Source organism: Paenalcaligenes sp. Me131 (assembly GCF_050487225.1).
Classification (GTDB): domain Bacteria; phylum Pseudomonadota; class Gammaproteobacteria; order Burkholderiales; family Burkholderiaceae_B; genus Paenalcaligenes.
In genome coordinates, this window is record NZ_JBKQGY010000004.1 from 200,273 (window position 1) to 224,375 (window position 24,103).

General features: G+C 50.5%; 20 protein-coding genes and 1 pseudogene. 14 read left to right on the forward strand and 7 right to left on the reverse strand.

The window, feature by feature from the left end:
• Positions 1-147 precede the first annotated feature (147 nt).
• From ACLPHM_RS15925 to ACLPHM_RS15945, 5 genes are all read left to right on the forward strand, one after another.
• A complete protein-coding gene (locus ACLPHM_RS15925; RefSeq protein ID WP_430222188.1) occupies positions 148-759 on the forward strand; it encodes an NAD(P)-dependent oxidoreductase in 612 nt (203 codons plus the stop codon).
• A gap of 14 nt (positions 760-773) precedes the next feature.
• Complete coding sequence (locus ACLPHM_RS15930) at positions 774-1,712, forward strand: MBL fold metallo-hydrolase (protein WP_430222189.1); 939 nt, start codon at positions 774-776, stop codon at positions 1,710-1,712.
• A 393-nt stretch (positions 1,713-2,105) separates the two neighbouring features.
• A complete protein-coding gene (locus tag ACLPHM_RS15935) occupies positions 2,106-2,945 on the forward strand; it encodes a glycine betaine ABC transporter substrate-binding protein (RefSeq protein WP_430222190.1) in 840 nt (279 codons plus the stop codon).
• Positions 2,946-3,042: 97 nt separating this feature from the next.
• A complete protein-coding gene (locus ACLPHM_RS15940) occupies positions 3,043-4,245 on the forward strand; it encodes a quaternary amine ABC transporter ATP-binding protein (RefSeq protein ID WP_430222191.1) in 1,203 nt (400 codons plus the stop codon).
• The gene (locus tag ACLPHM_RS15945) at positions 4,242-5,087 is read left to right on the forward strand and encodes an ABC transporter permease (protein ID WP_430222192.1); all 846 of its coding nucleotides are present in this window, start codon (positions 4,242-4,244) and stop codon (positions 5,085-5,087) included. The genes ACLPHM_RS15940 and ACLPHM_RS15945 overlap by 4 nt, the downstream gene beginning before the upstream one ends.
• Before the next feature lie 204 nt (positions 5,088-5,291).
• Here ACLPHM_RS15945 and ACLPHM_RS15950 read toward each other — a convergent pair whose 3' ends face one another.
• A complete protein-coding gene (locus ACLPHM_RS15950) occupies positions 5,292-6,287 on the reverse strand; it encodes an LLM class flavin-dependent oxidoreductase (RefSeq protein ID WP_430222193.1) in 996 nt (331 codons plus the stop codon).
• Positions 6,288-6,386: 99 nt separating this feature from the next.
• Between ACLPHM_RS15950 and ACLPHM_RS15955 the strand changes: the two genes are divergently transcribed.
• The 3 genes and pseudogenes from ACLPHM_RS15955 to ACLPHM_RS15965 all read left to right on the forward strand — a co-directional run bounded on the left by ACLPHM_RS15955 (position 6,387) and on the right by ACLPHM_RS15965 (position 12,345).
• A complete protein-coding gene (locus ACLPHM_RS15955) occupies positions 6,387-7,226 on the forward strand; it encodes a mechanosensitive ion channel family protein (RefSeq protein ID WP_430222194.1) in 840 nt (279 codons plus the stop codon).
• Between the two features lie 289 nt (positions 7,227-7,515).
• Positions 7,516-7,617 (forward strand): annotated as a pseudogene (locus tag ACLPHM_RS15960) (ESPR domain-containing protein); the annotation flags it as partial.
• A gap of 378 nt (positions 7,618-7,995) precedes the next feature.
• A complete protein-coding gene (locus ACLPHM_RS15965; RefSeq protein WP_430222278.1) occupies positions 7,996-12,345 on the forward strand; it encodes an autotransporter domain-containing protein in 4,350 nt (1,449 codons plus the stop codon).
• A gap of 102 nt (positions 12,346-12,447) precedes the next feature.
• Here ACLPHM_RS15965 and ACLPHM_RS15970 read toward each other — a convergent pair whose 3' ends face one another.
• Positions 12,448-13,317 carry an EamA family transporter gene (locus ACLPHM_RS15970; protein ID WP_430222195.1) on the reverse strand — a complete coding sequence of 290 codons (870 nt, stop codon included), beginning with the start codon at positions 13,315-13,317 and terminating at the stop codon, positions 12,448-12,450.
• Between the two features lie 80 nt (positions 13,318-13,397).
• Between ACLPHM_RS15970 and ACLPHM_RS15975 the strand changes: the two genes are divergently transcribed.
• Positions 13,398-13,904 carry a MarR family winged helix-turn-helix transcriptional regulator gene (locus ACLPHM_RS15975; RefSeq protein WP_430222196.1) on the forward strand — a complete coding sequence of 169 codons (507 nt, stop codon included), beginning with the start codon at positions 13,398-13,400 and terminating at the stop codon, positions 13,902-13,904.
• Positions 13,905-14,027: 123 nt separating this feature from the next.
• Here ACLPHM_RS15975 and ACLPHM_RS15980 read toward each other — a convergent pair whose 3' ends face one another.
• Positions 14,028-14,825 carry an RNA methyltransferase gene (locus ACLPHM_RS15980; protein WP_430222197.1) on the reverse strand — a complete coding sequence of 266 codons (798 nt, stop codon included), beginning with the start codon at positions 14,823-14,825 and terminating at the stop codon, positions 14,028-14,030.
• A gap of 87 nt (positions 14,826-14,912) precedes the next feature.
• On the opposite strand from ACLPHM_RS15980, the gene ACLPHM_RS15985 reads away from it, so the two are divergent.
• Together ACLPHM_RS15985 and ACLPHM_RS15990 are read left to right on the forward strand one after the other, a co-directional pair.
• The gene (locus tag ACLPHM_RS15985) at positions 14,913-15,695 is read left to right on the forward strand and encodes an inositol monophosphatase family protein (RefSeq protein WP_430222198.1); all 783 of its coding nucleotides are present in this window, start codon (positions 14,913-14,915) and stop codon (positions 15,693-15,695) included.
• Positions 15,696-16,001: 306 nt separating this feature from the next.
• Positions 16,002-16,868 (forward strand): undecaprenyl-diphosphate phosphatase, encoded by an 867-nt coding sequence (locus tag ACLPHM_RS15990; RefSeq protein WP_430222199.1) that lies wholly within the window; start codon positions 16,002-16,004, stop codon positions 16,866-16,868.
• A gap of 81 nt (positions 16,869-16,949) precedes the next feature.
• On the opposite strand, the gene ACLPHM_RS15995 is transcribed toward ACLPHM_RS15990, so the two are convergent.
• The 4 genes from ACLPHM_RS15995 to ACLPHM_RS16010 all read right to left on the reverse strand — a co-directional run bounded on the left by ACLPHM_RS15995 (position 16,950) and on the right by ACLPHM_RS16010 (position 21,072).
• Positions 16,950-18,023, reverse strand: coding sequence for an AbrB family transcriptional regulator (locus ACLPHM_RS15995; protein WP_430222200.1), 1,074 nt, complete (start codon positions 18,021-18,023; stop codon positions 16,950-16,952).
• On the reverse strand, positions 18,023-19,534 hold the full coding sequence (locus ACLPHM_RS16000) for a tripartite tricarboxylate transporter permease (RefSeq protein ID WP_430222201.1): 1,512 nt from the start codon (positions 19,532-19,534) through the stop codon (positions 18,023-18,025). The genes ACLPHM_RS15995 and ACLPHM_RS16000 overlap by 1 nt, the downstream gene beginning before the upstream one ends.
• 1 nt (position 19,535) lies before the next feature.
• Positions 19,536-19,997, reverse strand: coding sequence for a tripartite tricarboxylate transporter TctB family protein (locus ACLPHM_RS16005; RefSeq protein ID WP_135866445.1), 462 nt, complete (start codon positions 19,995-19,997; stop codon positions 19,536-19,538).
• A 70-nt stretch (positions 19,998-20,067) separates the two neighbouring features.
• On the reverse strand, positions 20,068-21,072 hold the full coding sequence (locus ACLPHM_RS16010; protein ID WP_430222202.1) for a tripartite tricarboxylate transporter substrate binding protein: 1,005 nt from the start codon (positions 21,070-21,072) through the stop codon (positions 20,068-20,070).
• A 197-nt stretch (positions 21,073-21,269) separates the two neighbouring features.
• Between ACLPHM_RS16010 and ACLPHM_RS16015 the strand changes: the two genes are divergently transcribed.
• From ACLPHM_RS16015 to prpB, 3 genes are read left to right on the forward strand one after another with little or no spacing between them, the layout of a single operon-like run.
• A complete protein-coding gene (locus ACLPHM_RS16015; RefSeq protein WP_430222203.1) occupies positions 21,270-21,947 on the forward strand; it encodes a GntR family transcriptional regulator in 678 nt (225 codons plus the stop codon).
• A 9-nt stretch (positions 21,948-21,956) separates the two neighbouring features.
• Positions 21,957-23,114: a PrpF domain-containing protein gene (locus tag ACLPHM_RS16020; RefSeq protein ID WP_430222204.1), complete on the forward strand. Its 1,158-nt coding sequence runs from the start codon at positions 21,957-21,959 to the stop codon at positions 23,112-23,114.
• 27 nt (positions 23,115-23,141) lie between these two features.
• A complete protein-coding gene (prpB, locus tag ACLPHM_RS16025) occupies positions 23,142-24,068 on the forward strand; it encodes a methylisocitrate lyase (protein WP_430222205.1) in 927 nt (308 codons plus the stop codon).
• The last annotated feature ends 35 nt before the right edge of the window (positions 24,069-24,103 follow it).

The window sequence follows — 24,103 nt, forward strand, 5'->3', positions numbered from 1 at the left end:
CACTCTTGCTAACAGGAAGGTCACGTTGAGGTGACTGGGGCACGTTCGTGTGACTTCTTGTTCCTGATCGGGGAGGAGTGTAGCATTCTTAATATTCTAGGTCTATTTTAGTGACCTAGTACTCATTTCGGATTAAGGGAGCAGAATATGGCACATATTGCATTACTGGGCGCAACAGGACAGGTGGGGTCACGCATTTTGCAAGAGCTAGTAAACCGAGGTCATTCGGTTACCGCTATTGCTCGCCATCCTGAGCGTGTACCGGCATTGTCAGGTGTGACAGCGAAGGCTGGTGATGTAAAGGATCTAGAGGCGTTGACGCACTTGTTGGCAGGGCATGATGTGGTGATCAGTGCGGTTAAGTTCTTAGACAGTGATACCCATACCTTGATTGCTGCGGTACAGGCTGCTGGTGTGCCACGTTATCTGGTGGTAGGTGGTGCAGGCAGTTTAGAGGTGGCTTCTGGTCAGCGTTTGGTGGACCTTCCTGCGTTTCCTGAGGAATATAAGGCTGAGGCGATCAAGGGCGCTGAGTTTTTAGATCTGTTACGCAGAGAGCAAGCATTGGACTGGAGTTTTTTATCGCCTTCGGCTGAGTTTGTGCCGGGTGAGCGCACAGGGGTATTTAGAATTGGTGGCGACCAATTGCTGCACAGTGAAGAGGGTAGCCGTATTTCCTTTGAAGACTACGCGATGGCATTGGTCGATGAAGTGGAACGCCCAGCGCATTCGCGACAACGTTTCACAGTAGGGTATTAATAAGGGAAGTAATAATGACTACATGGCGTTATGCATTTTCTACGGCTGCGTTGGCAGTGGCTGCTGTACTCGCTGGGGCAGCCACGACGGCAGTGGCGACAGAGCCTACGGCGGCTTCTGCTGTAGCCGTTAACCCCGCACAGCACACTACCTTAACCATAGAACCCTTTAATTGGGGTGACGAGGCTATCTTCGCTGTGTCGTCAGTGTTGGTACAAGGTAAAGAGGAAGCCATTCTGATTGATGCGCAGTTTTCCGCTACCGAAGCGAAGCAGTTAGTCGAAAAGATTACAGCGACAGGCAAACGCTTGAGCACTATCTATATTAGTCATGGTGATCCTGATTACTACTTTGGGTTGGCAACCTTGCATGCGGCTTTTCCGGATGCACACATCGTCGCCACACCAGCCACTATCGCTCATATTGAAGCCACCAAAGATGCCAAGCTAGCGTTTTGGGGGCCAAAGATGGGGGATGGCGCGCCCAGCCAGTTGATTGTGCCGCAACCTTTAGAGGGTGATACGTTGCTGTTAGAGGGGCAGGAACTCAACGTAGTGGGGTTGGACGGCCCTACACCTGATCGCACGGTGGTGTGGATACCTTCTATTAAAACCGTGGTAGGCGGGATTCCGGTGATGTCTGGCGAGCACGTATGGATGGCGGATACTCGAACCCCGCAATCTCACGCAGATTGGTTGGCAACACTAGAGCACATTAAAGCGTTAGCACCAGAAGTAGTCATTCCTGGTCACTATCTGGGGGAGTTACCTACTGGCGTAGAGGCGGTCACTTTTACGGCTGATTACATACAGGCTTTTGATGAAGAAGCCGCCAAAGCCAGTAATTCGCCAGAGCTTATTGCTGCCATGAAAGAGCGCTATCCCGCATTGCTTGGTGACGACTCGTTGGTGTTAAGTGCTGCTGTGGCTAAAGGTGAGATGCAATGGCCGTAATCGTTACACCGTAGCAAGGCAGAGCCTCAGATATGAGCGTGCCGTTCGTGGCCTGAAAGTAGGGGTAACGACAGATGCAGCGCTTACGTATATCTTCAGTGCTGATGTATGGCCCTTATTAAGTAGGGTGATGCATCAGCATTTTTTTATGTGACCAAGATAAAGGGGGTAGGTTTTTTAGGTGTTGGTAAGGGTTTGTTTCATAGTGGTTTTCATAGATATGCTTCTAGGGAAACGCGTATTTTCGTAGCAGGTTTATGCCTATGAATATGCCGCTTTGGTTATGCTGAACTGGACTGAAATTGATTTATTGATATAATGATTAGCTCTAGAATGATTCGGAGTCTAATGATTATGTTAATAAATAAAATCCTGAAGCGTCTATGTGTTGCAATGGGTACCGCTGTTTTTGGCCTAGGGTTATTGGGAACTAGCAGTGCCTATGCCCAAGACAAAGGTACTGTGCATTTGGCCTATGTAGAGTGGTCTTCTGAAGTAGCCTCTACCAACGTGATGCGCGTCTTGCTGGAACAAGCTGGCTACGATGTGAAAATGAGCTCACTGACGGGTGCTGCAATGTGGCAAGCCGTCGCAAACGGTGATGCTGACGCCATGCTGGCAGCGTGGCTGCCTACTACCCACGAAGATTACTTCGAGCAATTGGGTGACAAAGTTGAAGACTTAGGCCCTAATCTAGATGGTACTAAGTTGGGTTTGGTAGTACCTGCCTACACAGAAATTACCTCTATTGAAGAGCTGAACGACAATGCCAAGAAATTCAATAACGAAATTATTGGTATTGATCCCGGTGCTGGCCTGCAACGCCTGACCGGTGATGTAGTAGACCAGTACGAGTTGAAACTGCGTTTGCGTGATGGTACGGATGCCACCATGACAGCGGCTCTGGCGAACGCCATTCAAAACAAAGAAGACGTTGTGATTACAGCGTGGACACCACACTGGATGTTTGCCCGTTGGGATCTGAAATACTTAGAAGATCCTAAAGGTGTTTATGGTGGTGCAGAGCAAATTCACACTATCGCTCGTAAGGGTCTGAAAGACGATAAGCCAGAGGCATATGCCATTCTGGATGCCTTTAACTGGACTACCGACGACATGGGCGAAATCATGTTGATGAACGAAGAAGCCGGTAGTGATCCGTATGAAAATGCCAAAAAATGGGTAGAAGCCAACCCAGAAAAAGTACAAGCCTGGATGCCCGCTACTGAGTAAGCCACGCCGTGGTGAACCAGTAATGTCGCTATAGGCACAAGGCCGGGCGCATTGCGACCCGGCCTTGTACTTTTCAATTACAGTAAAAGAGGAACGGATGACGAATAATCGAACTGTAAAAATCAAAGTCCGTCAGTTAAGTAAAGTGTTTGGTGCTAATCCTGAGCGAGCACTGGCTTTACGTAAGCAGGGTAAAAAGCGCCCTGAGATTTTTGAACAAACTGGTCAAACCCTAGGGCTGTACGACATCAATTTTGATGTGTACGAGGGTGAGTTGCTGGTCATTATGGGTCTGTCCGGGTCAGGTAAGTCTACGCTGATCCGTTGTTTGAATAGACTGATAGATCCTACCGAAGGTCAGGTAGAAATTGCCGGACAAGACATCACCAAGTTATCTGAAAAAGAATTACTGGCCGTGCGCCGCCAGCATTTCTCTATGGTGTTTCAGAACTTTGCCTTGTTCCCGCACCGAACTGTGCAGCAAAACGTAGAGTTTGGGCTAGAAATACGCCACATGGAAAAAGAAGAACGTGGCCGTATTGCTGTAGACGCACTAGAGCAAGTGGGCCTTAAAGGCTGGGAAGACTCCTATCCTTCACAACTGTCAGGCGGTATGCAACAGCGCGTGGGTATTGCGCGAGCGCTGGCTAACGACGGCAGTGTGTTGTTGATGGATGAGGCCTTTTCGGCGTTAGACCCATTGATTCGTAAAGACATGCAGCAAGAGCTACAAGAGCTGCAGTACCGCACGCGTAAAACCACTATTTTCATCACGCACGATTTGGATGAGGCACTCAACATTGGTGATCGCATTATCTTGCTGAAAGACGGTGAGATTGTGCAAGAAGGTACGCCAGAAGAAATACTCAGTAAGCCCGCCGATGACTATGTGGCTCGCTTTATTGAAGGGGTGGATAAGGCACGTGTGCTAACAGCCAGTAGTGCCATGCGTTCGTCACGAACCACGGTGCGCCCAGATGATGGCCCACGTACAGCCTTGCGCAAAATGAGTGAAAACAGTATCGACTCGGTGTACGTGACGACCCGCGATAGACGCTTAATAGGGCTGATTGAAGCGGCTGTATTGCGTAAAGCCATACAAGAGCAGGCGCAAAGCATACAAAACTATATAGATACTGACATTCCTAAAGTAGGGCCGGACGAACCGTTGAATCAACTGTTTGGGTTGTTCGATCGCAGTATTCCTGTCGCCGTAGTGAACGATAAAGATCAGTTATTGGGCGTGGTGGTGAAGGGTGCCGTGTTGGATGAACTGGCTAAAGCAGGAGAAACCTCATGATGAGTAGTATTCCAACCTTACCCCTAAGCCGGTGGATTGAGCAGGGGCTTAACTCGCTGACCTCTAGCTATTCTGGCGTCACCCGTAGCGTGTCACGCTTTACTCAAGATGGTATTGATCTACTGAACGATGGTTTGTTGGCATTGCCAGAGTGGTTGCTGATTGCGGCCTTTGCACTGCTGTGCTGGCGTGCGTCGGGCTGGCGTTTAGCTATAGGTGCTGTGGCAGGTTTGGGTTTGATCTGGAACCTAGGCTTGTGGGTGCCCATGATTCAAACCTTAACGCTGGTAGTGATCGCCACCTTAGTCGCGATTGTGATCGCCTTACCTATTGGTATTGTGGCCGCGTTGTCTAACCGCTTATATAAAGTGGTGATGCCGCTCTTGGACTTCATGCAGACCATGCCGGCGTTTGTGTACCTGATTCCTGCCATTCCGTTTTTTGGTATTGGTGCGGTATCGGCCATTTTCGCTACAGTGATTTTCTCTATGCCACCCGCGATACGCCTGACGATTTTGGGCATACGCCAAGTGCCAGAGGACTTAATCGAAGCTGCTGATGCCTATGGTGCAACACGCCGCCAAAAACTGTTTAAAGTACAGTTACCCTTGGCGTTGCCTACCATTATGGCTGGTGTGAACCAGACCATTATGTTGGCCTTGTCCATGGTAGTGATTGCCGCCATGATTGGTGCCGATGGCTTGGGTAGCGAAGTATGGCGTGCGATTCAACGACTGCGTTCTGGTGATGGTTTTGTCGCCGGTATTGCTGTGGTGATTCTGGCCATGTTGCTAGATAGACTGACGCAATCTTTGCAAAAGCGCAGCAGCAATAAGAAATAAATGGCAGTAGTAAAAATAAAAAGGCTTGGAGATATCCAAGCCTTTTTTGTGTCCATAGCCCCTGTCATTATTGCTTGAGAAAGGGCGGTAAACCTATCAGTAATCCGAGTACTCGGGGGCGTAGAGAAAACTTTTGTGATTTGGTGTCTCGCATCACAAAGAATATTTCTGTAGCCCCAGAGCAGGCAATGAATACTGTTTTGACTACAGCGATTTAAAGGCCTCAGCCGCCAACGTATACGAATGCAAACGCGCTTTCTGGTCGTAAATATTGCTGGTGACAATCAGCTCATCGGCTTGGGTATTCACCAGTGTTGAGTGAATCTTCTGACGAACGGTGTCCACGTCGCCAATAGCTGTGCAGTGCATCATATGGTTGATAAGCTCTTGTGCTTGTGGGCTGGCGTTGTCCATATAGCCCGGTGCTGGCGGCGGTAGGGTAACCGGTTTGCCTGAACGCAGGCTCACAAACGATTGCTGCCACGATGTGGCAAGGTCTTCAGCTTCTGCCGTGGTGTCCGCAGCAAAAATGTTAAAGCCCAGCATCAAGTACGGTTTGTCTAAGTATTTGGAGGGGCGGAAATGCTGTCGGTAGATTTCGCAGGCATGCGCCAACTGAGCAGGTGCAAAGTGAGAAGCAAATGCATAAGGCAGCCCCAGTGCAGCAGCTAATTGCGCACCGTACAAGCTACTGCCCAAAATCCACACGGGTACTTTACTGCCTTTACCGGGTACTGCCAGTACCGGCTGTTCAGGTTCGTCGGACAGGTAGTCCATCAGTTCCAGCACATCGCGTGGGAACTGTTCGGGGTCAGAGTTTAAGTCACGACGTAAAGCTCTAGAGGTAATTTGGTCAGACCCTGGTGCACGGCCTAGCCCTAAATCTATACGACCTGGGTACAGACTTTCCAACGTACCAAATTGCTCAGCAATCACTAAGGGGGAGTGATTGGGCAGCATGATGCCACCAGCACCTACGCGTATGCGTTGCGTTTGCGAGGCCACGTGGCTGATCAAAATGGAGGTGGCGGCGCTGGCAATGCCGGGCATGCCGTGATGCTCGGCTAGCCAATAGCGGCTAAAGCCTAATTGTTCACAGTGTTGAGCCAGTTCAGCAGCACGAAGGAAGGCATCTCGGGCGGTCCCCCCTTGAAGAATAGGGGCTAAATCCAGCACAGAAAAAGTGGCACGAGTAGACATGTTAGTGAGTCCTTGTAACAGACAACGATACCCATATCATAGGGCAGTTAAAACCCGTTATGATGGCGACAGGTGATGTTTATTTTGGGAGAAAGGTGAATGACTGAAACACAGCTGATCGAAAACTCAACGTTATCTTTGCTACAGACGTTTGGGGTCAATCTGCTTTTAGCTGCTCTTATCCTTATTGTTGGATGGTGGTTATCGTCGGTGGCAGCGCGGTTTTTGCGCAAGTTTTTAACGCGTATGCCGCACATGGATCGCACAGTGATCCCTATGCTCACCATCGTGTTGCAATGGTTTATACGTATTATTGTGCTGATTGCTGTATTGGCACGTTTTGGGGTGCAAACCACCAGTATCGTAGCCATGCTAGGTGCGATGGGGTTGGCGGTAGGCTTGGCCTTGCAGGGCACCTTGCAAAACGTGGCATCGGGCATCATGTTGCTGATACTGCGCCCTATTAGCGCTGGTGAGTTTGTCTCAGTCGTAGGGCAGGGTGATGGTACGGTAGATGAGGTGGGCTTGTTCCTGACACGCTTCATACAGGTTGACGGTATTGAGTTCACTTTACCTAACAGCTCAATTTGGGGCAGTGCCATCATTAACTACAGCCGCAACAAAACTCGTCGTATGGATGTAGAAGTTGCTGTGCGTTATGGTGATGATCTGGATAAAGCCATTAGTACCTTGAAGCAAATGGTAGAAAGCAACGAGAATGTGCTTAAAGATCCAGCGCCTCAAGTAATGGTGACGCAATATAAAGACAGCACCATTGTGGTGACCGTGCGTGTATGGAGTTTGGCCGAGAAATTTTGGGACTTGCGTTTTGAGTTATTACGTAGAGCCCCACAAGTGCTGCAAGCACAAGGCCTGCGTATTCCTGTACCAGTACGTGAAATCAGTGCACCTAACGATGCAGAAAAAGCCAGTGCGTAATAGCATGCTGTAGCGTAGTGATACACAAAAAACCCGCCCTATGTAGGGCGGGTTTTTTTATGCATGGCCTAACGAGAGTTGTACACGACTACGAGTAAGAAGTTGCGTGAGTGGGGCGTAAATAGGGTGTAGCGGTGATCTGGAAAAATCGTTGTTTTTGGCTGATATCACCAATTTCAGTGATATCGCTACAGAGATGAACTTATTAGAATCCGGGGGAATAGATGGTTAATAAGTGTTAAGGGCAGCCGCCCAAAGCGATCTACAACAAAAATTGGGAAGAAACAGTATGAATCATATTTATAAATCGCTTTGGAGCATGGCCTTAGGCACATGGGTGGCGGTGCCGGAAACTGCGCGTAATCACCAGGGGGGTACGGCAAGTAGTAGTGCGAGCTTAGTGACAACTAGACCCGTGTGGCGCAAGCAGACTCTGATACTCGCCATTGCTATGGCATGGGGCAGTTTGGCAGTAGCTCCCGTTTATGCACAGTGGTGTGAAACAACTGGCTCTCAGGTAAGTTGTAGCGGTTCTGCAAAGGGGTATGAGTCTAGTATCGATAATTTGACAGTAAATATAGAGTTTGGCGCTATTGTCAGTCCACGGGATGCTGCAAGGTATGTGATGCTCCTGCCAGGTAGCAATATTAGCTTCACTAATTCTGGGCAGGTCGAGGCTTCTAAGGATGCTGTTGGTCGTGCTAGGTCAGCGGTATTGATCGGTAATAGCAATAGCAGTACTCATAATATTAGGAATAGAGGTTTCCTAGTGGGGACTTTTGGAGATGATCTTACTAATATTGATGGCGTTGCGTTAGCGGTTCACAATGGTGCTAATGGTTCCACAGTGATTACGAATCATGGAGATATTCAGGCTAAGGCGATTAATGGCAGTACTAAAGCGGCAGCAGATGCTCCAGTGATTATTGTTCATAGTCCGGGGAACACTTCAGAAGGGGCGGGTTCCCAAGTTAGGTTTGTGAACGAGTCATTAGCTACTATCACCGGACGTATCGCGTTTCAAGGAACGTCAAACAGTGATGGTAATTCTTTCACTAACGCAGGTAGGTTGAACGGTAGTCTGCATATGGGCACAGGTGGAAGCGCTAACCATTTTTATGCTGTGACAGGCTCAATCCTGACAAGTGATTGGGGCGTGGCCACCGAGACAACAAAAGATGGCCTGGTGTTTGCTGCCACAGGCACTGTCAATGCTGGCTCAGCCAATAATGGCAATACCTTAACACTAAAAAACGCCACGGATGGTGACGGTATAGGGTCGGGCGGCTCGGGAGGAATAGCTGGCGATCAGTTCCTGAACTTTAGCCATTTAGTTGTTAACGGCGGTACATGGAACCTGTCTGGCAACCTCTTTCCATCAAGCACCTTAAATCCTACAGTAGTGCTTAATGATGGCGTGCTGAGTACCACAAGCACAGCATTAGGTAATGCCGTGGTGATAGCCAATGGCGGTACGCTTCATGCAGCTGGAGGAGCGGACATGATTAGCAATGCCATCACATTGAAGGGCTCTCTCATTGTGGATTCCAGTAATGCACTCACGTTGGCAGCGCGTATTGATGGCACAGGATCACTGTTGAAACAGGGTGCGGGGACATTACGGTTAGACGGTAGTAACACCTACAGTGGCGGCACAGAGTTGCATGCTGGAAAGCTGCTGCTTAGTAACAACGCGGCTGTAGGCAGTGGTGAGTTGAGGGTAACAGCGGATGCTACCTTGGATAATAGTAGCCCTATATCTATGACTAATTCAGTTGCGGTGAGAGCTCAACTGACAGTGGCAGGCAGTCAGAATATGATGCTGGCCGGCGTGATTAGTGGCAGAGGGTCATTAGTCAAGAATGGCTCAGCAATATTGACCTTAGCTGGCCAGAACACCTATACAGGGAATACGACTGTTAACGCAGGGCTTTTGCAGTTGCAAGGGAATAGTAGTCTAGCCAGTGCCCAGGTTACCGTGAACAAGAATGCCACCTTAGCAGGACAAGGTGTGTTGGCTGGTAATGTTCAGGTTGCTACAGGGGCGATGTTAGCGCCTAGTGACGAAATGGGTGTGAATGGCCTGACGATCAAGGGCAACTTGATCATGGCGCAAGGTAGTCTACTGGGGGTGGAGCAGGGAGCCAGCACCAGTGTAGACGGGGATCTTGCCTTAAATGGTGTGCAGTTAGCTGTGCAACAAGCCAATGGCTTGGGTTTGGGTGTATACCGACTGTTTGATTATAAAGGTACGCTAAACACGGCTAATAGAGGGATAACTGGCATTCCAGCGGGTATGGCATTGCAGTATTTGCATGATAAAAAACAGATTAACCTACTCAGTACTCAGGGCCACATACTGAGTTTTTGGAATGCTAGTGGTGTAGCCTCAACAAACAGCTTTGGCGGTACTGGTGTATGGAGTGTGGGTGCTACTACCTGGTCAGATGCGCAGGGTACCCTGATAGGAGCCATGCTTCCACAGCCAGGTTTTGCCATCTTTACGGGAGATGCCGGTACCGTTTCAGTAAGTAATCAGGACGGAGCAGTGCAAGCCATCGGCATGCAGTTTGCCAACGATGGTTATGTGATGGATGGCGATACCTTAACGCTAGTCGCTGGCAGCACAAATTCCGGCCCAGTGGAAATACGTGTAGGTGATGGCAGTGCTGTTAGCCATAGATGGCAGGCTACCATCAAGAACGTCTTAGCGGGTAGTGATGGCTTGAATAAAACGGGTGCTGGCACATTGCTGCTAACGGCTGTTAACCGTTACAGCGGTGGCACTACGGTATCTGCTGGTACGCTGTCAGTAGAGCAGGATGCGAACTTAGGGCAAAGCGGTGAAGCAGTCACCCTGAACGGCGGGCGTTTGCAGATTACCGGTACCAGCTTTACCAGCAATGGTAACCGTGTCTGGGGGGTGGGTGCTCAGGGCGGTACCGTAGATATTGCGGATAGTGCCAATCTATTCACGCTAGACAGTGATTTGTCTGGTAGCGGCGTGTTCACCAAAGCGGGTGATGGCACCTTGGTGTTGACAGGTGCAAACAGCTACAGTGGTGGCACGGTTATTGATGGCGGTACGTTGGTGGCCAGTGTGGCCAATTTAGGCAGCGGAACGATTAAGACCAATGCCGAACTACAGTTAGATCAAGGTAGCAATGCCACGTTATCGCAAGCCATAGAGGGCAGTGGTAGTGTGACCAAAACCGGTACGGGCGAGCTGCATTTAACAGGGCATAACACGTGGTCTGGCGGTTTGAATATTGACGATGGCAGTGTGGTGGCCTCCGCAGATAGTTTAGGCAGCGGCGCGCTTGTGAATAATGCCAACTTGCAGCTACAGCAAAGCAACGATGCTACGTTGGCGCAAGCCATTAGCGGCACAGGCCACATCAGTAAAACAGGCGCAGGTGTGCTGACGCTAACCGGCAATAGCAGCACTTTCTCGGGTAGCACACAGGTTGCCGATGGTAGCTTGCTCATCACTAAAAACAGTAGTTTGGGTGGTGATGTGACCGTGGCTAACGGAGCAACGTTGGCAGGCACGGGTACGGTAGGTAATGCGGGTACGCTCACAACCGTGCAACGCGGCGCCACGATTAACCCCAGCGAGCATGCTACGCGCTACGGCACGATGCGCATTGCAGGTGACTTACGCTTAGAGCAAGGGTCTACCTATTACGTACAGGCTGACCCAGACAGCGATAGCAGCAGTCTGTTGAAAGTGGCTGGTACGGCTACGCTAGGCGGCAGTGTCTTACATGCTGGTACTGAGCTGAATGCCAAAACAGATTTCCAAGTCGGCAAAACCTACACCATCCTAGAAGCCAGCAGTATCCAAGGTAATTTTGGTGAGGTGAAATCTAACTATGCGTATTTGGATGTGGCCTTGGGCTATGGTGCCAATGCCGTAAGCTTGAAACTAGAACGTAAGTCAGAGGAAGAAGAAGGCGGTGGCACAACCGTCATTGATTTTGCTGATTTAGCACAAACAGGCAATCAGGTTGCGACCGCACAAGGTATAGAAAGCCTGCCTAGCAGCCACGCGTTGTACAAATTTGTAGAAACCTTGCCTGCTGGAGTACCACCAGCGGTGTTTGACAGCTTATCAGGCGAGGCCCACGCCAGCGTAGCCAGTGGTTTGGCGAGTGTAGGCAGCTTGGCATCCAATTTAGGTAGTCAGCATCTGTATAGCAATTTAACGGCAGGCAGACGTGCTGGCGATCCTGTTGCGCAAAGCGATGGCGCCTTACCGGCATCAGCATGGCCATCCTCTAAAGCATTGCCAGCATGGGCTGAAGTCATCGGCCACTGGCAGCGTTTTGATGGTGACAATAACGTAGGCCAGATGAAGCAGCGCACTACCGGTGTTTTCCTCGGCATGGATGAAAAACTGGGTGGTAGCGATTGGCGAGTTGGCGCAGCCGTGGGTTATATACATGCCAAGACAGATGTAGATGACAGGTCATCAAACACTAAAGTTGATAACTACAGCGTTGCCATTTATGCCGGTAGAAGCATGGAAGTTGGCGCAAACCACATCAATATGTTGGGTGGCTTGGCCTATACCTGGCACGACATTCGCACCGAGCGTACCGTGTCTAGTTTGGATCAAAAACTCAAAGCCGATTACAGCGCGCATACAGCACAAGCCTTTGCTGAAGTGGGTTATGCCTTGGGGCAGTACGACCAAATGGGCATAGAGCCATTTGTGGGGATGAGCGTGTCTGAGCAGCGTATACGTGGCTTCAGTGAGAAAGGCGGTTTTGCGGCGTTAGAGGGTAAGTCCAGCAATCACACCTTAGCCAGCAGTACCTTAGGTGTACGCCTGCACAATAACTTCCAAATGGGTGAATACGATGGCAGATTGCGAGCCACGTTAGGCTGGCGTCATGCTATTGGCTCTGTCACGTCTGATAGAACCATGGCCTTTGAAGGCGGCCAAAACTTCACTGTGGCGGGTGTGCCGTTGGCACGAGATACCGCACTCATTGAGCTGGGTGCCGAAGTATCACTAAGCCGTTATTCTTCGGTGGGCATTGGCTACAAAGGGGAACTGGGCAATGGTCAACGAGATCATTCTGCACAAGTGCAGGTGCGTGTGGCCTTCTAAGGGGTTAGGCGTGTAAGGAAGCGCTAACTCTGTACTGATGTTAGGGAGCAGTTCTTTAGGTCATTGAGGGTTCCTCAATGACCTTTTTTTAATGATGCACTGCTAGCGCTTGCTAGAGGTCCACTGCACCGCAAACACACTAACTAACACAATCAGTAAACCCACCAGTGCTGAACCGCTCATGGCTTGTGACAATAATGCCCAGCCTAAGATCACGGCTGTTAAGGGGCTAAGTAAGCCTAGGGACGCCACAGCAACCGTAGGCAGTCGCACAATCCCTCTAAACCACAATACATAGGCTAACAAGGCACCCGCCAAACACAAGTAGGCATAAGCCAGAAATTGCGTGGCGGTTAAGTGGGGCAACGGGGCATCCACCAAATAGGCTACAGGGGCCAACATGGCTCCGCCTAACAGTAGCTGCCAACCCGTAAGCGCTAGTACAGGTAGCTGCACTTGCCAGCGTCGGGTCAGCCAAATACCCGCGGCCATGCTGGCTGCACCTAACAGGGCAGCCGCGACGCCTATGGGTTCAAACTGGGTTTGTGGTGACCACAATAAAATCGCCATGCCTATTACCCCCGCTACTGCTGACCATAAGGTGGTTTGTGCGGGGGACTTCCCCTCTACAGCCCAGACTAGCACCATCACTAATAACGGTTGTATAGCGCCTAGCACAGCCGCTAAGCCGCCGGGTAGGCGGTACGCGGCGACGAATAGCAAGGCCTGAAACACGCCAATATTTAATGCGCTCAAGATGAGTAAACGTAGCCAGTCTTGGCGTAAAGGCAGTTTGCGCGTGAGTAATACCAGCAGTATGCCTGCGGGCAGTGCGCGTATGAGCGCCGCCGTAAATGGCCTATCGGGTGGCAGAATCTCAGAGGTCACAATATAGGTAGACCCCCAAATGGCAGGGGCCAGTGCTGTGAGCAAACTATCGCGCCACGGAAAAGTAGAGACAGGAGCAGTCATTTTGGATTAATCTTGAATTTAAGATAAATTCATTCTGAGAGCTTTTTATCTTGATGTCAAGATAAATGCAAAGGCATGTGATGACCAAGAAGAACGATGCGGTAGAGATGATTCTGGATCAATGGCGACGTGAGCGCCCTGATTTAGATGTAGAAATCATGGGCCCCATAGGGCGTATTAACCGTTGTGCCATGTTGTTAGAACAACGATTAGACGAGTGTTTTGCCGAATACGGTTTGTGCTTGTGGGAGTTCGATGTGTTGGCGGCGCTACGGCGCAGTGGCGCACCGTATTGCTTAAGCCCTACGGCCTTGTTCTACACCTTAATGGTGACATCTGGCACCATGACGCACAGGCTAAAACGCCTGGAAAGCAAGGGTTGGATTGTACGACTGCCTAATGAGCAAGACGCGCGCAGTATGCTGGTGCAGCTCACCGATGAAGGCTTGGCCTTGATTAACAAGGTAGTGGCTATACACGTGGATAACGAGCGTAAGATGCTGGCTCCCATGGCGGTAGAACAGCTAGCGGTGTTGGACCAAAGTTTGTCAGCGTTGCTGCAAATTTTAGATCCCGCTAAGGCCTAGACGCAGGTTCTTCGCACCCAATAAAAATGCCTAGAGGAAGTGATTCCATCTAGGCATCGTCGTGCGTGTTGTGAGGGCAAAACGACGTACTCTACGTCGTGGCGTTTGCCTCAATCGTGGCGATTATTTGGCGAGCTTTGCTGTTTTAAGCATGGCGGTGCACATACCGCGCAGCATCGCCACTTCGTCCACGCTTAGACGATTACGACTAAAAATTTGTCGCATACGAGTAGGCAGTTTTTTGGGGTTTTCGGGGTCTAAAAAATCCACGCCTATTAAGGCTTCCTCAAAGTGCGTCATAAAGGCATCCAACTGCCCCATGGTGGCCAATGCCTTGCCTGGATCCACCTTTCCGGGGGCGATAGGCATAGTTTCTAGCTCATACTGTTGCAATAATGCATAACGCAATTCCCACGCGGCTAATTGCAGTGCTTGGGCAACATTCAGCGAACTGTACTCAGGATTCGCCGGGATATGGCACAGGTGCTGACAGCTTTCCAGCTCTTGATTACTGAGCCCTGTACGCTCTGTGCCCAATACAACCGCAATTTTCCCTGCGCCTTCAGACAGGTGTGTCGCACCCAATGTTGCGCTTTGGCGTATGTCTAATGGCGGAGGCCCTAGATAACGCGGTCTGGCTGTTAGCGCAAAAGAAAGTGAAACAGGCGCCAATGCTTGCTCTAAACTTGGTACGATAGAGGCTTGGCTTAAAACATCGGTTGCACCACTGGCCAGAGCGATCGCTTCGGCGTGCTCGGTAATGTGCTCATGTTTTGGTGCCACCAAACACAGTTCTTTAAAGCCCATAGTTTTGATTGCGCGTGCTGCAGCCCCCACGTTACCGGGATGGCTGGGCCGTACCATAATGAAGCGAACCTGCTCGAAGGCAGGGTGATTGGTGTGTGCCGATGTTTGTGTCATAAATACATTGATACAGAAAGCTTTTGTAGCCCTATTATTGCATTCGGGCAGCACAAGAGCAGGAAAATTTTACCGAACGGATTATCTATGCATCCCATGCTGAATACCGCCATCAAGGCGGCACGCCGAGCAGGCACCATCATTAACCGTGCTAGCGTGGATCTAGAAAAAATCAAAGTTGGCCGCAAAGGCCCCGGCGATTACGTAACCGAAATTGATGCGGCAGCTGAAGAAGCAATCATTGACATACTGCGTACAGCGTACCCTGACCATGGGTTTATTGGCGAAGAAACAGGCGAACTCATGCCCGAAGGCAATGACAACCCTGAAAACGTGTGGGTGATCGACCCGTTGGATGGCACCACCAACTTTATTCACGGCTTCCCTCACTACGCCATTTCCATTGCGATGCTGAACAAAGGCGTGCCTACACATGCCGTAATTTTTGATCCAGCTAAAAACGAAATTTTTCACGCCACTCGTGGCGGCGGCGCGTTCTTGGACGACCGTCGTATGCGTGTTTCTAGCTTGCGCAAATACCATGACGCACTGTTGGGCGCACACGTGGCGGATTCCGGCGGCGTGGTGAAAAGCACCTCCCCATTTTCCGCTATGTTGAGCGATTGCGCTGCTGTACGCCGCGTAGGCGCGACTGTGCTGGATTTGGCTTATGTGGCATGTGGTCGTTTGGACGGCTTTGTAGCAACTAATCTAAAACAGTGGGATATGGCTGCGGGTGCGTTGTTGGTACTGGAAGCAGGTGGTTTGGTGGGCGACTTCGCTGGCGAACAAACCTGGTACGAGTCTGGCAACATCATTGCGGCTACACCAAAAATCTTCACACAAATGATGGTGCACTTGGCTGAATAAGCGCACCGTGAAGTAATAAAAAACACCCCAATGTTCTTGTAATGTTGGGGTGTTTTTATTAGCGATGCGGGCACAAAGTGGGGCCGTTATGTTCAAGGTTAGTAGAACGGGCGACTGCGCGGTAATCGCTACAGATGGCTATAGGTAAGCAGGCGTAAACAGCCCATTGTGATTTGATCTTGGGTCGTGTTCAAATACCCCTGTTTTATTCGTGATGCAGCAAGGCAAGAAAACGCCACTTTCCTGCGTCAGGGCTACGGTTATACACAGCCCATTTTCATTGATTTTTGCTATTTCCGGGTTTTCATGACTGACTACACGCTGTACTTAATCAAAGCTGCGATTTTGGGCCTGATTGAAGGGTTCACAGAATTTATTCCGGTTTCCAGTACAGCACACTTGTTGCTGTTAGGTGAGTGGATATCCTTCCCCTCAGACAGTAATAAAGTGTTTGAGGTGGTGATTCAGTTTGGTTCCATCATGGCGGTGATCTGGCTATTCAGAGCGCGTATTTGGCAATTGATCAAAGGCACATTTAGCGGTGATCGCACCGAAATGATGTTCACCCGAAACCTGATCATTGCCTTCTTGCCTGCAGCGATCATCGGTGCGTTGACCATCAAATACATCAAAGCGCTATTTCATAACCCCTTGGTATTTGTGTTCACACTGGTCATTGGTGGTTTGATTATGCTGTGGGTAGAGCGTAAGCCAGCCTACGCAAAACAGCACCCTAACTACAAAGTAGAAGACGGTGTAACCGCCACATCCGAAAAAGCTACCGCCTATTCGCTAGAAGAAATCACCTGGAAACAAGCGTTGGTAGTAGGCTTCGCGCAGTGTATTGCGATGGTGCCAGGCACATCACGTTCCGGCGCTACTATCGTGGGTGGGATGCTGGCAGGTGTACACCGTAAAACAGCGACTGAGTTCTCGTTCTTCTTGGCCATGCCTACTATGATGGCAGCCACCGTGTACGACTTGTACCGTAACGGTGCTAGCTTGAACGTAGAGCAAGGCTGGGGCATTGCCGTAGGTTTTGTATTGGCTTTCTTTAGTGCGCTGTTCTTAGTGAAAGCTGTACTGCGCTTCGTATCACGTCACACCTACCGTCCATTTGCATGGTATCGCATCGCCTTAGGTGCGGTTGTATTGCTGTGGTTGTATGCGTAATTGCTAAGCACTGAAACGATAAAAAGCCCGATTCTAATGAGTCGGGCTTTTTTTGTGGCAAGGGGCAGTCGTCGCGTAAATTTATTTAGTGCTATTTGGTATACGACTAGTGATCCAACCCAAGAAGCTGACCAGAAATAACACACGGATCAGGTGGTGAGTGGTCACGATGGCGGGGTCTATGTTTAACGCCAACGCCATGACGCCTATTTCGGGTGCGCCACCTGGTAGCAATACCAGGAATACAGCACCAAAAGGTGCGCCAGTGAGGGTGTGTAAGGCAAGGGCGCAGACTACAGCGAGCAAAGCTAAACCTATACCCACAAGTATGGATAACCAGCCGTCTTTGATCAGGACTTTCCAGCTGTAGCCCACAAAGCGTACGCCTACACTGGTGCCAATCACTAATTGGGATAGTGCTGCGGCAGCAGGGTGAGCAATGGCTTGGGTGTATCCTGATGCATGCAAAATCGCGGAAAACAACAGCGGGAACAGCAACATGCCGGTAGCAAAGCGTAGTTGTCGTGCGAGTAACCATCCTGCTACGGCACAACCCACTAATACCAATTGCGATACCCATGAAAACGTAGCTTGATCGGCATATTGCCCAATGGGGAGCGCGCTGGCGGGTAGCTCGTAATGGCCTACGTAGTGCAGCACGATGGGGGTTAGCGCAAGCAAGGCGACCAAGCGTGCAGAGTGGCTTAAGGCAATGCGTCTGCTATCGGCTTTATAGCTGTCGGCGATGGCGCTAACAATGGATAAACCACCGGGAATGGCTGCAAAAGTGGCGTTGATTCTATCCATACCAGACCAGCGTGCCAGTACTTTGAAGCTGATCAGGAAGTACACCACCGTCAGAATCAGCATCACACTTAGGGTGGGAACCCATTGGCTTAGCGTATGTAATGTTTCAGGGGAAAAGCTGCTGCCGAGGATAGTGCCCAACATGGCCATGGCATAACCGCGCCACGCAGAAGGAATGGCCAGTTTTACGCCACAAAGAGCAGCAAGGGAACACGCTACTAAACTGCCTAGCACCCACGGCAGAGACAGGCCCATTTGTATGAAGCTTAGGCCGCCTAGTAAACCTACGCCAAGGGCGATTAAGCCCTTGGAGCGGGATTGCATATAGCTAGAAACACGATTCATCATTAGTGTGCTTGCGCCATTTTTTTCATTTTCTGGCGTCGCAGCATAGGCATGATGATGACCGAGACAATGAACAAGACCAGCAAGCCTATAGCGATAGGACGTTCGGTAATGTAGCTAAGTGGGCTACCACCAGAGATCTGCAAGGTGCGCACCAGTTCACTTTCTGTCATTTGGCCTAGCAATAAGCCAATCACAGTAGCGGCTACCGGGTAGTCGTGTCGGCGCATCAACCAACCTAGACCTGCAAACACCATGACGGTAATAGGGCCAGCAATAGTACCGGTAATCCCAAAACCACCCCATGCACACAACGCTAAGACGGAAGGCACTAGATAGTTCAGAGGAATGCGTACGACCAGACCTAGAATAGGCAAAATCATCAGGGCAACAATACCCAGCAAAATCACCTGACCAAAGTTACCCATGATGATGGCGTAGACCACATCACGTTGGTCGCGAATGAAGGACGGGCCACCTACCAAGTTATGGAACGAGAACGCTGCCAACAGTACCGCTGTTGCCGCACCGCCGGGGATACCCAAGGCGAGCAGCGCTGTCATGGAACCGCCTTCGGAGCTAGAGTTAGAAGACTCCGCAGCAATTAAACCCTCTGTGCAGCCTGTACCGAACTTTTCTGGTTCTTTAGAGGATCGACGGATTTCACCGTAGGCCACCAAGTTAGCCACAGATGAACCTACACCGGGCACAGCGCCAATCAGTGCACCAATAAAACTGCCTTTGAGCAGGATTTTTGGGTACTTAAAGACTTCTTTGAAACCTACTAAAATTTTACGCAGTGAAATGCTACGTGCGGCTTTGTCTTCCACCAAGTAGGTGCTAGAACGCAAACGCAGTAATTCGGACGCGGCAAACAAACCAATCATGGCGGGTACTACGGCAATACCATCAATCAGGTACGGTGTACCCAAGGTGGCGCGCATCGTACCGGTAGACGACATACCTACTTGGCTAAGTAGCAAGCCAAAAGCACCAGCCAACAAGCCTTTAAGTACGGTGCTGTCGTTCAGGGTAGCAATTAGTGCCAAGCCCCACAGTACGATCATCACCATTTCTAGCGGGCCTAGACGCAAGACCATGCCAGCCAAGGGTTGAATCAGCAGCATCAGTAGCGCGTAACCGATGAACGTCCCTACAACAGATGCACCCAGACCAATACCCAGCGCTTCGTTGTGTTTGCCTTGGCGCGCCATGGGGTAGCCATCAAAGGCCGTGGCGACACTGGACGATGAGCCAGGTATGTTCATTAGCACCGCTGTCACCCCGCCGCCGTATGCACCACCTGTGAAGATAGCGGTTAAGAACAGCATGGCTTGCAGGAAGTCCATTGCCCACGTTACTGGCAAAAATACTGCCATCGCCATGGAGATCTGCAAACCGGGTACAGCACCAAAAACCAGACCAATAATGAGGCCGGGAATCACGAATAGCCAAGGGTCGAAACTGGTGAACAGCAAGCCCAAAGACTGAGAAAAAGCGAAAGTATCAATCATCTCAGAACACCAGAAGTGGCATAGGGAATGGGAACAAAGAGCCAAACCCTTTGATCAGCGCCAAGGTAAACAAGAACGCAAAAATAGGTGGCGCAATTTTGTTTTTCTCACCGCCCATTAAAATGCCTACCCACACAAAAACGAAGGTGGCGACATCAAAGCCGACAGTAGTCAGGCTAAGGCAGAAAACGGCAAAAGCACCCAACAGCAAGAGATCGCCTAAGGTGGATTTGCGAGCTGCTTGTGCTTCGCTAGGTGTTGCGGAGGTTTTGGTGGCAGGTTTGCGTAAATTGCTGATGGCTATACACAGCACCAACAGTACGCAAGCTATCCCGCTGGGTACCACCACGATCAGGTTGTAGAGTTTGTCTGAAGCACTGAAGGCGCTCCAGTTGAGGAAGATTGCGGCGGCGCAAACCACCAGCAAAAACACAAGGTGTGTAAGAGAAATTCGTGTAGCCATTAGAGGTTTCCAAAGCGGTGGGTCTGGCGACTGTTCGTTCAGTCAAAAGTGCCCGCCAGACCCAGGGCTATTAGAGTTGATCTTTGTACTGCTCTAGCACTTCAAAGTTTTTGTAGATGATTTCGGTAGTGCGATCTGGGCCTAGCCAGTCCGAACCAATACCTTGTTTTTTCAAGGTTTCTTTGAACTCTGGATTGGACAGCACTTCGCGGTAGGCTTCAGCAAATTTCTCGAAGCGCTCTGGGTACTGTTCTTTAAATTCGGCGTGAGCAGCGATACCGCGCATGGAACCCACCAACGTTTGTACCGGTTCGCGGCCAGCTTGTTGCAGCACTTCGTTCAAGGTAGGGGCATCCCATTCTTCTAAACGCTCATCCGATGCCACAGCCAATGGGCGGATAAATTCGGCGATAGGAATAGTGCCATCAGCCGCTAATACAGCCATTTCTACTTGACCACCCGCTACTGCTGTACGTGCGGCATTACCGGATTGGTAGGTCACGATATTGACAGCATCAGGCTCTAAACCGTAAGCCTGCAGCATTTGAATGGTGTTGATGTGGCCAGTTGAGCCAGGCACTACGCTGATACGGAATTTGCCGGGTTGCTCTTTGATGGCTGCAATAAACTCGTCCAAGGTTTGGTAAGGCAGTTTGGCATTCAGCGCAAACAAGTCCATGTCGGTCCATTGGCCGTTCACAAATGCAAAGTCATCCAAACTATAGTCAGCATCCAGATTTAGAATGGCGCTGCTGATGTAGGGATGAATGGAAGTCACCAAAAAGAAAGTGCCGTCTTTTGGCATATTGCGGAAATACACTTGGCCCACATGGCCGCCACCGCCTTCTTGGTTGATGGCACGAATAGGTACACCGAGCTTTTCTTGCATTTGTTGTGCGACCAGACGTGCGGTGCGGTCAGCAGAGCCCCCAGGTCCTAACGCAATCACAAAGGTGATTTGCTGGTTAGGCCAGTTATCTGCTTTTTGTGCTACAGCGGGTGCAGCAGCGGACAAGGTCAGAGAGCTACCTACCAACAATGTGGCTGCCCATGTTTTGATGCGTTTGAAATTCATTGCTTATTCCTGATGAAGGCAGAGCGCCAAACTGAAAATGTTTACAATGTGTGTTTGTGTAAGGCTATTGGACTTCCATAGGTTTCTATCATCAATTAGGGTTTCTACTAGAATATGTGTTTTATTAAGGGGTTAATGCTATATTTCAGTAAAAACACACTCTACCTATTTTTATTGCGAGACTAAGATTGTTTACAATGTCAGGTATTGATCCCCAAGGCCACGGTTCGGCAAGCATGAAAATTGCCCAAGAACTGGCCAATGACATCATGGCTGGAAAGTTGCAGCCAGGTGATAGGTTGGGGGAAGTGGTGTTGGCTGAGCGTTTTGATATCAGCCGTGGTCCGGTACGAGAAGCCCTACGTAGTTTGGTGGCGTTGGGGTTGATAACGTTCACGCCCAATATTGGGGCAAGTGTGCGTGTGATGACGGCAGCAGATGCTAAAGCGCTTTATGAGGTACGTGCTGCATTGGAAACCGAAGCGGCACGATTGGCGGCGCTGAATGTGGATGATTCGGCTAAGGCGGCATTGCAGCCATTGTTAGAGATGGATGCACACTCCGTAGCAAGTCACCCTTCGGGTGCGTACTTGCAACGTAGTGGTGATAGAGATTTCCACAACCTGATTGCCCAGCTAAGTGGCAACGAGTTAATTCGTCGTGCGTTGAGCGAAGAGCTGTATCCGCAATTGGTTTTACTGCGCTCGCAGCATAAAAATGTGCGCGGCAGGGGGCAGGTTGCGTTGAAAGAGCACCAACGCATTGTAGAGGCCATCATGGAGCGAGACAGCGAATTGGCTGCGCTGCTGATGCGTCGACATTTGACCGCAAGCTGGAACGCATTTTCCAGCCAGTTAGAAAACAACATGGAGTAGACAACAGGCATGGCCCATCAACAACGTATACCCGCCGTGTTCATGCGCGGTGGCACCTCTAAGGCGCTGATGCTGAAACGCGCTGATTTACCTGCAGATCAACATCAATGGCCCGCTATTTTTTTGGCAGCTTTGGGTAGTCCTGATCCTTATGGCAGGCAGTTGGACGGCATGGGTGGCGGGCAGTCGTCGCTGAGTAAAGTCTGCATCATAGGCCCTAGCTCAGTAGAGGGTGCGGATGTGGACTACACCTTTGCGCAAATCTCCGTTACCGGTACTAATGTGGATTACAGCGGTAACTGCGGCAACATGAGTTCTGCGGTGGGGCCTTTTGCCTACGACGAAAAAATGGTGGATGGGCCGGTTGATGGTGAGTGTGTGGTCAGGATCCATAACACCAACTCCGGCAAGATTATTGTGTCGCGTTTTGCGGTAGAAGGCGGCGAAGCGTGCGTGAGTGGCGATACTCGCATCACGGGTTTGGCTTCTGCTGGTGCACCCGTCACCTTGAGTTTTGAAGACCCTGCCAATACGCGTGGTCGCGGTGTGCTGCCTGCCGAGGCAGTGGTGGTGGATTTACCTACCGCACAGGGCGGCAGTGTGCCGGCGACGCTGGTGGACTCGGCTATCCCTGCGGTATTTGTGCAAGCGCAAGCACTGGGTGTGAGTGCTGACATCATGCCGGATGCCGTAGATGCGCATGCCACATTGTTGGCGGATTTAGAGCATTTACGCCAAGCCGCATCGGTGCGCATGGGAATTGCCGCCTCGATGGAAGAGGCAGCACGCATTATTGCTATTCCTAAACTGTGCATGGTGGGTAAGGCGCAAACCTATACGGCGCTCAACGGTCAGGAAATCGCCGCACGTGATGTGGATGTGATGGTGCGCATGATTTCAGCGGGGCAACCGCATCGCGCAGCACCTATTACTGTGTCGTTGGCTACCGCAACCGCAGCAGCGATTGCCGGCAGTGTGGTGCAGCAGTGTGTGGGTGAAGACGTGGATTTGAGCGCTATACGTTTGGGTTCACCCAGCGGTGTGGTGCAAGTGGGTGTGGATTTAGTGCAGCAAGCCGGGCTGCCTACACCACAGATTCTTTCGGCAAGTATTGTGCGTACGCAGCGTCGCCTGATGGAAGGTGCTGTGTGCGTTCCTACGCTATAAATTTCGTTATATGAATGGATGGAAATAATGACTAATACCGATGCAAAAGCTGTGTGGTTAGAGCAGCCGCAACCGCGTGGTCTAGGGGCTCAACTGGCAAGCTACTGGGAACAGAAGAAATTCATTTCCATCGTGGGTGCATACGATCCCATTGGTGGTTTGCTGGCGCGTGATGCCGGTTTTGAGGCTTTGTATCTGTCAGGTGGTGCGTTAACAGCATCACTGGGTTTGCCCGACTTAGGCTTGATCACCATGGAAGAGCTGGTCACACGCGCTCAGGCCATTGTGCGCGTTACCCGTTTGCCGCTGGTAGTAGACGGCGACACAGGCTTTGGTGAGGCATTAAACGTCATGCGTTTGGTGCGCGAGCTGGAAGACGTGGGCGTGGCAGCAGTGCAGTTAGAAGATCAAATTTTGCCTAAGAAATGTGGTCACTTGAACGGCAAGCAATTGGTTAGCCCTGAAGACATGGCTGCCAAAATTGCTGCGGCATCTAAGGCACGTAGTGACCTACGTATTATTGCGCGTACCGATGCGGCAGGCAGCGAAGGGTTGGAGGCGGCTATTGCTCGCGCCAAGATGTATGTGCAAGCCGGCGCCGATGCTATTTTCCCCGAAGCGCTGACCACACAAGAAGAGTTCGAAATTTTCTCTAAGGAAATTGATGTCCCTTTGTTGGCGAACATGACGGAATTTGGTCGTACACCACAAACCTCTGCAAAAGAGTTTGAGGAATTAGGCTACGACATGGCGATTTGGCCAGTATCCAGTTTGCGTATTGCGGCCAAAGCGATGGAGCTTTTCTACACTAGCCTGAAGCAAACAGGTTCTGCGGCCAGCAGCGTACCGAACATGCAAACACGTGCCGAACTGTATGAGTTGATCAACTACTTTGGCTATGAGTCCTTAGATAGCTCAATTCAGCGCACGATCATTCCTGACGTCATCGACTAAGAAAGAAAGCGTACAGCGGTACGAGTGAATACAGG

What these genes read in the sequence shown, in the direction of transcription:
- ACLPHM_RS15925 (WP_430222188.1), top strand. Translation starts at nt 148, where the DNA reads ATGGCACATATTGCATTACTGGGCGCAACAGGACAGGTGGGGTCACGC.
- ACLPHM_RS15930 (WP_430222189.1), top strand. Translation starts at nt 774, where the DNA reads ATGACTACATGGCGTTATGCATTTTCTACGGCTGCGTTGGCAGTGGCT.
- ACLPHM_RS15935 (WP_430222190.1), top strand. Translation starts at nt 2,106, where the DNA reads ATGGGTACCGCTGTTTTTGGCCTAGGGTTATTGGGAACTAGCAGTGCC.
- ACLPHM_RS15940 (WP_430222191.1), top strand. Translation starts at nt 3,043, where the DNA reads ATGACGAATAATCGAACTGTAAAAATCAAAGTCCGTCAGTTAAGTAAA.
- ACLPHM_RS15945 (WP_430222192.1), top strand. Translation starts at nt 4,242, where the DNA reads ATGATGAGTAGTATTCCAACCTTACCCCTAAGCCGGTGGATTGAGCAG.
- ACLPHM_RS15950 (WP_430222193.1), bottom strand. Translation starts at nt 6,287, where the DNA reads ATGTCTACTCGTGCCACTTTTTCTGTGCTGGATTTAGCCCCTATTCTT.
- ACLPHM_RS15955 (WP_430222194.1), top strand. Translation starts at nt 6,387, where the DNA reads ATGACTGAAACACAGCTGATCGAAAACTCAACGTTATCTTTGCTACAG.
- ACLPHM_RS15970 (WP_430222195.1), bottom strand. Translation starts at nt 13,317, where the DNA reads ATGACTGCTCCTGTCTCTACTTTTCCGTGGCGCGATAGTTTGCTCACA.
- ACLPHM_RS15975 (WP_430222196.1), top strand. Translation starts at nt 13,398, where the DNA reads ATGACCAAGAAGAACGATGCGGTAGAGATGATTCTGGATCAATGGCGA.
- ACLPHM_RS15980 (WP_430222197.1), bottom strand. Translation starts at nt 14,825, where the DNA reads ATGACACAAACATCGGCACACACCAATCACCCTGCCTTCGAGCAGGTT.
- ACLPHM_RS15985 (WP_430222198.1), top strand. Translation starts at nt 14,913, where the DNA reads ATGCATCCCATGCTGAATACCGCCATCAAGGCGGCACGCCGAGCAGGC.
- ACLPHM_RS15990 (WP_430222199.1), top strand. Translation starts at nt 16,002, where the DNA reads ATGACTGACTACACGCTGTACTTAATCAAAGCTGCGATTTTGGGCCTG.
- ACLPHM_RS15995 (WP_430222200.1), bottom strand. Translation starts at nt 18,023, where the DNA reads ATGATGAATCGTGTTTCTAGCTATATGCAATCCCGCTCCAAGGGCTTA.
- ACLPHM_RS16000 (WP_430222201.1), bottom strand. Translation starts at nt 19,534, where the DNA reads ATGATTGATACTTTCGCTTTTTCTCAGTCTTTGGGCTTGCTGTTCACC.
- ACLPHM_RS16005 (WP_135866445.1), bottom strand. Translation starts at nt 19,997, where the DNA reads ATGGCTACACGAATTTCTCTTACACACCTTGTGTTTTTGCTGGTGGTT.
- ACLPHM_RS16010 (WP_430222202.1), bottom strand. Translation starts at nt 21,072, where the DNA reads ATGAATTTCAAACGCATCAAAACATGGGCAGCCACATTGTTGGTAGGT.
- ACLPHM_RS16015 (WP_430222203.1), top strand. Translation starts at nt 21,270, where the DNA reads ATGTCAGGTATTGATCCCCAAGGCCACGGTTCGGCAAGCATGAAAATT.
- ACLPHM_RS16020 (WP_430222204.1), top strand. Translation starts at nt 21,957, where the DNA reads ATGGCCCATCAACAACGTATACCCGCCGTGTTCATGCGCGGTGGCACC.
- prpB (WP_430222205.1), top strand. Translation starts at nt 23,142, where the DNA reads ATGACTAATACCGATGCAAAAGCTGTGTGGTTAGAGCAGCCGCAACCG.